Below are 9,867 nucleotides of genomic sequence, written 5' to 3'. Positions count from 1 at the left end.
TGCTTGGCGCTGAAGTCTCTAGATTCCCGCTTTCGCGGGAATGACGGCTGAGGGCTGCGTGCCGCTGTGTCGTGAACCGCAGGGTTGCGCGGTCGCGGCTCGCGCCGCTCCTACAGTCGGATCCGATCAGATGTAGCCACCCGTAGCCCTGTAGGAGCTGCGCAAGCTGCGACCGCGAAATCGCATGAGCCGGCGCACGCATGCAGCAGCCGAATTTTCACGATCTGGGTCTGACGGTTGCGATATGCGCTGGCGATCGCGCCAACGTCGGCAGCTTGCGGCTGCGTCGTAGCCGTGAGTTGCGCGGTTGCGGCTTGCACCGCTCCTGCCGTCTGGCGCGACGCCCAAAAGAAAACCGGCCGCTCGCGCGGCCGGTTTTGCGTTTACTGCGTTCGATCCGCGAGCGGCGCGATCAGGCGCGACGCTCGTGGTGGTCGTCCGGACCGGCACCGTTCGTATCGTCCTCGGCGCTTTGCTCGCCTTCGACCGCGGCCTGGGCCGCGTCGAGCTGCGCCGGTTCGGCCGGGTGGGGCAGGGTGTCGAACAGACCGCCGGTGCGCGGGGTCAGCGGCGAGGCCGGTTCGACCGACTCCACGCTAGCGGCCGCGGTGTCGATCGGGCTGACCGGTTCGGCCGGCGCGACGACTGGCTCGATCGCCGCGGGAGCGGAGGCAACGACCTCGTTCGCGACGATCGGCTGCGGCGTCGACACGACGGGCTCGGCGACATGGGTCGCCGATGCGTCGACTGCGCTGGTCACCGACGGCTCGACCGCGATCGGCGCCGGGCGGACCGGTTCGGCCGACACGGGTTCGACTGCGACCGGGGCAACCGCCACGGGAGCAACCGCCACAGGTTCGACCACGACCGGCTCGACCACCGTCGGCTCGATCGACGCGGGCGGCGCGATACGGGTCGGTTCGACCACCTCGGGCTCGACCACCACCGACGCCGGTTCTTCGTTGTCGACGGCCTGTGCCTGCACCGGCGCGGCGGTGTGCGGCGCGGCTGCCTGCCCGGTCACCACGATCACTTCGGGCTTGGCCTGTTCGATCGATTCGACCGACTCGACCGCGGTCTGGGCGGGCGTGGTATGCGTCGCCGGTTCGGACGCCGGCGTGACGTACGAGGTCGCCGGCTTGGCGAACGCGGACTGCGGCGCCACGAACGAGGTCGACGGCTCGGCGAACACGCTGGCCGGCTTGGTGTCGGCCTGTTCGGCGTCGGCATGCCCGACTTCGGCGTCAGCCTTGGCCGGTGCCGGCTTGGCGTGGTCGAAGTTCTCGAACGAGGGCTTGGGCTCGCTGCGGGTTTCGCCGTGGTTCGACGGCGCGAACACGCTGCTCGCGGCAGAGCTCACCGTGGCGGCGACCACCGCGGCCGCGGCGGCCGGGGTGGCAACCGGCGCGGGCTGCGCGCCGGACTCGTCGTCGAAATCGAACTCGGGTTGCGAACGGTTCGCGGCCGCGGGGGCCGAACCCGGCTCGCCGGAGGTCTCGTCTTCGTCGTCGAACCCGTTCTCGTCCTGGCTCTGGCCTTCGCCTTCGCCCGTGGCGCCGGCTTCGCCGTTGCCACGACGACGGCGGCGACCGCCGCGACGGCCGCGACGGCGGCGTCCGCTGCCTTCACCGGTATCGCCGGCGGCCGTGCCGGCATCGCCGTCATGGGCTTCGGCTTGCGCGTTCTCGGCCACGACGGCTTCGGCGGCGGCGGTGTCGAGCTTGATCGCGTTGTCCTCGCTCACCACCGGCGGCGCAACCGGCGCACCGGTGCTGGCCGAGGCGGCGGCGATCGCGGCCGGCACCACCGCTGCGGCGACGGCGTCGCTCGCGGCGACGTCCTGACGCGGCGGACGCGGCTCGCGCGGCGGACGCGGGGTCTGGCCGTTGTTGCCATTGGCCTGCTGCGCGGCGCGTTCTTCGCGATCGGGCTTGTTCTGCGGCTGCGGCTTGGGCTGCTGAGCCTGCTTGGGCTGCTGCGGTTGCGGCTGCTTCTGCTTGGGCTGCTGCGCCTGCGCGGCCGCGGGGACCTGCACCTGCGCGTTGCCCTGCTGCGGCTTGTCGCGACGCGAGTCCTGACGTGCCTCGTCACGACGCGGCTCGTCGCGGCGCGCGCCATCGCGTCCGCCCTTGCCGTTGCGGTTCTCGCCGCGGCGCTGACCGTTGCGATCGCCGCGGTCGTTGCGTGGGCCACGGCCTTCGCTGCCGCGCGCGGCCGGTTCGGGCTGGACCACGGCCGGCTGCGGGGTGCCGCGGAAGATGCGCAGGATGCGCTCGACCAGGCCGACCGAATGGGTCGGCGCGGCGACGGGGGCCGGGGCCGGGCTGGCAATAGGAGCAACCGCCACGGACGGCTCGCGGGGTTCGCGCAGCGGCGCGGGCTGGAGGGGCTTGACGTTGGTGACCGCCGGCGCGTCCGGAATGTTCAGATGCGCCTTGGTCAGCGCATGCACCGGCAGCTTGCGCGGGGTGCCGCGCTGATAGCTGGGCTTGGTGGTCTCTTCACCGATCTCGTTCTCGCGCACCCGGGTGACTTCGTAGTGCGGGGTTTCGAGCTGGTCGTCGGCGACGATCACGATCGGCGAATCGTGGCGCAGCTCGATCTCGGTCAGCGCGCGGCGCTTTTCGTTGAGCAGGTAGTTGGCGATCTCGACCGGGGCCTGCACCAGCACCTGTCCGGTGTTTTCCTTCATCGCGTGCTCTTCGGCCACGCGCAGGATCGACAACGACAGCGATTCGACGCTGCGCATGCGGCCGTGGCCGTCGCAACGCGGGCACACCAGCTGGCTGGATTCGCCCAGCGACGGGCGCAGGCGCTGGCGGCTGAGTTCGAGCAGGCCGAAGCGCGAGATGCGGCCGATCTGCACCCGCGCGCGATCTTGCTTGAGCGCGTTCTGCAGCTTGTTTTCGACTTCGCGCTGGTGGCGGTTGGACGACATGTCGATGAAGTCGATCACCACCAGGCCGCCGAGGTCGCGCAGGCGCATCTGGCGGGCCACTTCCTCGGCCGCTTCCAGGTTGGTGTTGAACGCGGTTTCCTCGATGTCGCCGCCCTTGGTGGCGCGCGCGGAGTTGACGTCGATCGCGGTCAGCGCTTCGGTCTGGTCGATGACCAGCGCGCCGCCGGAGGGCAGGCGCACGGTGCGCTCGTACGCGTTCTCGATCTGCGATTCGATCTGGAAGCGGTTGAACAGCGGGGTTTCGTCGGCGTACTTCTTGAGCTTGCGCAGGTTGTGCGGCATCACCTGTTCGACGAACTCGCGCGCTTCGGCGTACATCTCGTCGGTGTCGACCAGGATCTCGCCGATGTCCGGGCGCATGTAGTCGCGCAGGGCGCGGATGATCAGGCGCGACTCCTGGTACAGCAGGAACGGCGCGGGCTTCTTCAGCGCCTCGTCGGTGACCGCCTTCCAGATGCTCAGCAGGTAGTCGAGGTCCCACTGCAGTTCTTCCGCGTCGCGGCCGACGCCGGCGGTGCGGATGATCACGCCCATGTCGTCGGGGATCTGCAGCTTGTCCATCGCTTCTTTGAGCGCGGCGCGGTCGTCGCCTTCGATCCGGCGCGAGACGCCGCCGGCGGTCGGCGAGTTGGGCATCAGCACCATGTAGCGGCCGGCCAGCGAGATGAAGCTGGTCAGGGCGGCGCCCTTGTTGCCGCGTTCTTCCTTGTCGACCTGGACCACGATCTCCTGGCCTTCGCGCAGGACCTCGCGCAGACCGGCCTTGTTATGGTCGACGCCGGGCTGGAAGTAGTCGCGGGAGATTTCCTTCAGCGGCAGGAAGCCGTGGCGATCGCCGCCGTATTCGACGAAGGCCGCTTCCAGGGAAGGCTCGAGCCGGGTGATGCGGCCCTTGTAGATGTTGGACTTCTTTTGTTCCTTGGAGGGCTGTTCGATATCGATGTCGTACAGGTTTTGCCCGTCGACGATGGCGACGCGCAGTTCTTCTGCCTGCGTCGCGTTGATCAGCATGCGCTTCATTGTTGCGTTCCTCGCGCGCTCTACCGCGCGGAACGCCATGGCGTTTCGCTATCTGGGAACTGAGGCCACGCCGTCGCGATCGTCGGCCGCATCGGATGCGGGCCGCCCGCGCGCCGGCGAGCCTCCACTACCAGCGCTACATCACCACGGCACGCCGCGGGAGCGCTTCTTACCTATGCAAAAACTATCGGGGCCGGCGACGCGAACGTCGCTCGGGGCGGGCGACGGCAGCTTCGAGCCAACTCTTGTTTGAGGGGCCTTGGCGCCGCACGGTTGTTCATCGCGATGGTTTGACCCATCGGGCGAAGGCCGGTTCCGCCGGTCCGTCGCTGCTAACATGGCTACCCCGTGGGCAGTGGTTAGACGCGGACCGGAATCGCGGGAGGGGCTTTCGGCCCCGTACCGGGCCGCACGCTGTTGAGGCGGACGACTGGCACAACTCCCAGCGAAATCAAAACCTTATCTCGCGTCGCGAGTGTAACAGATAACGCTTCGGGATGACCCAGTCAGCAAACTCCACTAATGCCGGTGCCCGCACCGTGCGCGTGCCCGAAGACCGCGATGGCCAGCGGCTCGACAACTTCCTGTTGGGCCAACTCAAAGGTGCGCCCAGATCCTTGATCTACAAGCTGGTGCGCTCCGGTCAGGTGCGCGTGAACGGGGGCCGGGCCAAGGCCGAGCGCAAGCTCGAGGCCGGCGACGAGGTGCGGATCCCGCCGGTTCGTCTCAACGAGGCTGGAGAAAAGCCGGCCCCGCCCAAGGGGTTCATGGACGCCCTGGACGCCGCGATCGTGTTCGAGGACGCGCGTCTGCTCGCCCTGAACAAGCCGTCCGGGGTGGCCAGCCATGGCGGCAGCGGGATCAGTTTCGGCGCGATCGAGACACTGCGCGCCTCGCGTCCGGGTCATACCCTGGAACTGGTGCATCGGCTCGACCGCGACACCTCCGGGCTGCTGATCGTGGCCAAGAAGCGCTCGGCCCTGACCGAAATGCAGGCGCTGATGCGCGAGGACGGCGGCATCGCCAAGCGTTATCTGGCGCTGGTCACCGGCCGCATGCCCGAAGGGGTGATGAGCGTCGACGCGCCGCTGCATATCGGCCTGCGTCAGGGCGGCGAGCGCCACGTCCAGGTCCATCGCGAGGGCAAGCCGTCGCTGAGCCATTTCAAGACGTTGGAACGGCGCGGCGGGCAGTCCTATTGCGAGGTGCGGATCGAAACCGGCCGCACCCATCAGATCCGCGTGCATGCCCAGCACATCGGCCACCCGGTCGCCGGCGACGACAAGTACGGCGAGGCCGAGGTCAACAAGAAGCTGCGCGACCAGTTCGGCCTGCGCCGCTTGTTCCTGCACGCATCGACCCTGGAGTTCGCGCTCGACGGCGGACGCGAGCCGTATTCGCTCAATGCGCCGCTGGCGCCGGAACTGGTCGAGGTGCTGGACCGGTTGGGGTAAGCGTCGCGACGCGGCGGTTAGTTGATCTTGAAGCGCGTCGGCGACATCGGACGGCCGTCGATCGCGACCTCCAGCAGGTAGCTGCCGGCGACTGTTCCGGCGGGCAACAGCAAACGCGACTGCTGGCGCACCTTGGAAGGTTTCAGGCTCAGCCGTTGCTGGTGGATGGTGGCTCCGGCCTGGCCGTTCGCGGCCACGCGCCGCCAACTCGCCACGACCGAGGTGGGCGAGAACGCGTACTGCGAAAGCTCGGCCTCGATGGCGTCGCTGGAAGCGAACTGCACGCTCGGCTTGGCGCTGCCGGGCTTGCGCAACTCGATGCGCGGCGCGCAGTAGTTCGATGGCGTCTCGGGCTTGACGAACTCCACCGGTATCCGAAGTCTCGACGCGACCGGCTGGCCGTTGCGGATTTCAGGATCGAACCGCCAAGTGGCCGCGGCCTCGATCGCGGTGCGGTCGAGTTCGGGATGGCGGCTGCTGCGTTCGATCCGCTTGTCGATGAGTTGGCCTTTCATGTCGATGGTCAGGAGCAACACGACGGTGCCGTACGAGCCCGCGCAGACGGCGGTGATCGGATATTTCGGCGGTCGATCGCGGTGCGCCCTCGACCGGCGCTGGAGCTTGTCCGGATGGATGGGCGGCGGTGGCGGCGGCGGTGGGGGGAAGTCGTCGTAGTGCGACGGCGTTATCTGCGAGGGATCGTCGGCCACCTGGGCATGGGCGACCGAAGCGCAGGCGAACGAGATCGGCAGCAGCAAGTGCAAGCCGATCAGACGGCGAACACCGTGCATTCGGGCAGTTCCCCAAGCCGACCTAAGGACGACGCGCGTTGGCTCAGGCCGGCCCGCAATGCGCCGGCCGGTCGGCCGGAGGATGGAAGGTCACCGGCACCTGGATGTCGGTGGCGACCGGCTTGCCGTTGCGGGTGGCCGCTTCGAAACGCCAGCGCTGCACGCCCTTGACCGCGGCATCGTCCAGCGCCTGGGTCTTGCTGCTGGTCAGCACGGTGGCCTTGGTCGGCTTGCCTTCCGGGCCGACGGTGAGTTGCAGCACGACCTTGCCGCCGATCTGGTCGCAGCCGATCTCGGCCGGGTAGTCCGGCGGCGGGGTATCGACCGCGCGCAGCGGGGTCGACGGCACGATCGGTTGATCGGCGTCGCGCGGGCCGCAGCCGGCGGCGAGCGCCGCGAGCAGCCCGCTGGCGAGCAGCGCGCCCAGGCGCGGGGAAGCGATGAAAAGCTGGCGAGCAAGCATGGTCATGGCGATCAACCGGTCAGAGCGTCGGCCTTCGCCGCGCAGATGAAGTCGTTTTCGCTCAATCCGCCGACGTCGTGGGTCGAGTAACGCACCACGCAGCGGTCGTAATGGACGCCCAGATCGGGATGGTGATCTTCGCGGTTGGCCATGAAGGCCAGCGCGTTCACGAACGCCATGGTCCGATAGTAATCGTCGAAGCGGAAGGTTTTGGTGAGGGCGTGGCCGTCCTCGGCCAGCTCCCAGCCGGCGACTTCCGGCAGCAGCTCGCGCACGCGCGCTTCGGTCAGGCGGTGCTCGCTGCCGCGGCGGGCGATGCAGTGGGCCTGCGAAAGGGGGATCAGATCGTTCATGCGATGACTCCTGGCGGCCTGGAGCGGGCGCGGCGGCGTTGCGTTTGCGCCGGCGCGGCTCCATATGAACGGAATCGTATCGCCGACGGTCGTAGGATGCAGGCACGGCTACGCGCCGCACTGACCCCGCTAGAATAGCCCGATGATCAATATTTCCGAATCCGCGCAAACGCACTTCCGCAAACTGATCGAGCGCGAGGCCCTGCCGGGCCTGGGCGTGCGGCTGTCGGCGGTGCATGCGGGCACTCCGCGCGCCGACGTGCGCCTGGAGTTCGCCGAACCGGCCGATCTGGTCGGCGATGAGTGGGCGATCGATTGCGAAGGCTTCACCCTGTGGCTGCACGCCGACAGCGTGAAGTACCTCGACGGCGCCGAGATCGATTACGAGAACAAGGCGACCGGTGGCCAGCTGCAGATCCGCGCGCCCAAGATCAAGGGCGAAGCGCCGGCCGATTCGGCCTCGCTGGTCGAACGCGTGCGCTGGGTGGTCGAGCACGAGGTCAATCCGCAGCTCGCCCAGCACCGCGGCAATGTGTCGGTGCAGGAAGTGACCGCCGATGGCGTGGTCGTGCTGCGTTTCGGCGGCGGCTGTCAGGGCTGCGGCATGGCGGATGTGACCCTCAAGCAGGGCATCGAGACCACCTTGATGACCAAGGTGCCGGGCGTGACCGCGGTGCGCGACGCGACCGACCACGACACCGGCGACGCGCCGTATATTCCCCGCGATACCGCGGCCTGACGCCCGCGCGGCGCAGCGCCCATGCCCACCGCCGCATCACTCATCGAGGCCCTGCAACGCCGGTTGCGGCTGTCGCTGCGCCGCGAGTCGCCCGCGCCCGGTGAATTTCCGCCGGGCTGGCAGCATTGGTTCGACTCGCTGAGCGAGCGCAGCGGCGCGGTGGTCGGTGCGACCTCCGAGGCGATGGTCGCCACCCTCGCGCAGCGTCCGCTGGCGTCGCCGCCGCGGCGCGCGGCCAGCCTCAATCGCTGGCAGGCCTTCGCCACCTTATGGCGTCAGCAATGGCATCCGCCGGAACGCGAAGAGCGCCGCCTGCGCTGGGTGGCCGCCACGTTCTCGGTGCTGTGGCATATCTTCGTCGCCAGCGCGTTGATCTGGCTGATGTACCTGCAGTTCTTCGCCACCCGGCCGCCGCCGCAGGGCGAAGACGTCACGATGATCGAATTCATTGGCGACGGCACGCCCAAAGACCCCGGCGGCGGCGCGCAGCAGCCCTCCGATCAGCCGCGGACCGAACCGACGCCGCCGCAACCGCCCTCCACGCCGGCGCCGCCGCAAGCCGCGCAACCGCCGCCGCAGGTCGCGATCAGCGTGCCGCCGACGCCGGAACTGCAGGCGAGCGTGCCCGAGGTGCCGCAACGCGACGTGCCCGAGCCGCAACTGCCGCCGCCGACCGTCGAACAACCGGTGATGGTCAGCAAGGACGTCCCCGATTCGCCGCAGATCTTCGTGCTGCCGCCGACGCGCAAGCGTCTGGACGATACGCCGCGGGTGCCGCAGCTCGAGATCGCGACCCGGCCGGTGCCGACCCAGGACGTGCCGACGCCGGTGCAGCCGTTGTCGCGCGAATTGCCGCAACCGCAGATCGCCGCGCCGACGGTGAACGCACAGCCGCGCGAAGTCGCGGTGCGCGAGGTGCCCGCGCCGTTGCCGCAATTGCAGATGCGCGAACTGCCGGCGCAACCGCTGCCGGAGCCGCAGGTACGCAGCACGACCCCGCAAGTGCGGATCGCCGAGATTCCCGCGCCGTCGGTTTCGGCCACGCCGGCACCGGCCAGTTCACCTTCGCCGTCGCCCGCGACGACGACGCCTTCGACTGCGAGTTCGACGGCACCGTCGCCGAATGCGGCGGCCGCGAGTTCCAGCACCGCGGCGGCGACGCCCAGCGCCAATCCCAGTGCCAGCTCCAGCACTACGCCTTCGCGTACGCCGGCCGCGACCGCCGGCGCCGGGCCGAAACCCACGCCCGCGCCGGGCACCTGGTCGAACCTGAAGACCGACGACGATTGGGGTGGCTCCAACCGCAACCGTCCGGGCGCGCAACGCGGCGACAGCCCCGGCCTGTACAACAGCGACGGCAGCCCGCGCATCGCCGACGCGCCGGGTTCGGCCTCACCGGGTAAGCCGCCGGGCACGATCACCGCCGAGATCAAGGACCTCGACCGCGCCGGCACCTGGCTGCGGCGCAAGCCCACCGACTACGAAGCGACCGCGCTCGACAAATACTGGCGGCCGAACGAAACCCTGCTGGCCGAGTGGGTGCGGCGCAGCGTGCAGACGGTGATGATTCCGATCCCCGGCACCAGCAAGCGCATCCAGTGTTCGGTAGTGCTGCTGATGGCCGGCGGCGGTTGCGGCATCGACGATCCCAACCTCAACGATCAGCCGGCCGAGGCGAGGCCGCCGCCGGATATCCCGTTCAAGCCGCACCTGCAGGAAAACAACGGCAGCGTCAGGCCGCCGCCGGGTGGGTGAGGAGTTGAGCTTGAGGGGCGGTCAGGAGTGCGCCGCTGAAGTCGGAGCCTTGAATTCCGGGCGTGTCGCAACTTCTGCGCGCTTGCTTTCAGTCGAGCGGACCGCGTTTGCTCGTCATTCCCGCGTCTGAGTGCTTGCTTGTGGGTCGATCGAGCCGCTTTGCATCGTCATTCCCGCGAAGGCGGGAATCCAGTGGCTTTAGCGCGGGGTCTTGCGAGCGGCGTTGTCTCCGTGGCTTCGTCAAAGTCACTGGATTCCCGCCTTCGCGGGAATGACGATAGGAGAGGACGCAGCAAGTGAAAATGCCGTGGTGATGCGCAGTCACAGGCACTC

The 9,867-nt window shown here is 68.9% G+C and carries 7 protein-coding genes; 3 read left to right on the top strand and 4 right to left on the bottom strand.

The annotated features are described in order from the left end of the window. Positions 1 to 412: 412 nt before the first annotated feature. Positions 413 to 3,979 carry an Rne/Rng family ribonuclease gene (locus ASD86_RS05490; protein ID WP_056107948.1) on the bottom strand — a complete coding sequence of 1,189 codons (3,567 nt, stop codon included), beginning with the start codon at positions 3,977 to 3,979 and terminating at the stop codon, positions 413 to 415. A gap of 497 nt (positions 3,980 to 4,476) precedes the next feature. On the opposite strand from ASD86_RS05490, the gene ASD86_RS05485 reads away from it, so the two are divergent. After that, complete coding sequence (locus ASD86_RS05485) at positions 4,477 to 5,433, top strand: RluA family pseudouridine synthase (protein WP_056107944.1); 957 nt, start codon at positions 4,477 to 4,479, stop codon at positions 5,431 to 5,433. Positions 5,434 to 5,450: 17 nt separating this feature from the next. Here ASD86_RS05485 and ASD86_RS05480 read toward each other — a convergent pair whose 3' ends face one another. From ASD86_RS05480 to ASD86_RS05470, 3 genes are read right to left on the bottom strand one after another with little or no spacing between them, the layout of a single operon-like run. Then, on the bottom strand, positions 5,451 to 6,224 hold the full coding sequence (locus tag ASD86_RS05480) for an energy transducer TonB (protein WP_056107941.1): 774 nt from the start codon (positions 6,222 to 6,224) through the stop codon (positions 5,451 to 5,453). Positions 6,225 to 6,267: 43 nt separating this feature from the next. After that, complete coding sequence (locus ASD86_RS05475; protein WP_235567681.1) at positions 6,268 to 6,693, bottom strand: energy transducer TonB; 426 nt, start codon at positions 6,691 to 6,693, stop codon at positions 6,268 to 6,270. Between the two features lie 5 nt (positions 6,694 to 6,698). Further along, the gene (locus ASD86_RS05470) at positions 6,699 to 7,040 is read right to left on the bottom strand and encodes a 4a-hydroxytetrahydrobiopterin dehydratase (protein WP_056107938.1); all 342 of its coding nucleotides are present in this window, start codon (positions 7,038 to 7,040) and stop codon (positions 6,699 to 6,701) included. A 142-nt stretch (positions 7,041 to 7,182) separates the two neighbouring features. Here ASD86_RS05470 and ASD86_RS05465 point away from each other — a divergent pair, with 142 nt between their 5' ends. Both ASD86_RS05465 and ASD86_RS05460 read left to right on the top strand, forming a co-directional pair. After that, on the top strand, positions 7,183 to 7,779 hold the full coding sequence (locus tag ASD86_RS05465; RefSeq protein WP_056107935.1) for an NfuA family Fe-S biogenesis protein: 597 nt from the start codon (positions 7,183 to 7,185) through the stop codon (positions 7,777 to 7,779). Between the two features lie 21 nt (positions 7,780 to 7,800). Then, complete coding sequence (locus ASD86_RS05460; protein ID WP_157476191.1) at positions 7,801 to 9,534, top strand: hypothetical protein; 1,734 nt, start codon at positions 7,801 to 7,803, stop codon at positions 9,532 to 9,534. The last annotated feature ends 333 nt before the right edge of the window (positions 9,535 to 9,867 follow it).

Source organism: Lysobacter sp. Root690, from assembly GCF_001427785.1.
Taxonomy (GTDB): domain Bacteria; phylum Pseudomonadota; class Gammaproteobacteria; order Xanthomonadales; family Xanthomonadaceae; genus Lysobacter.
The sequence above is the reverse complement of the archived record's forward strand: the minus strand, read 5'-3'. Positions and strand labels throughout refer to the sequence as shown.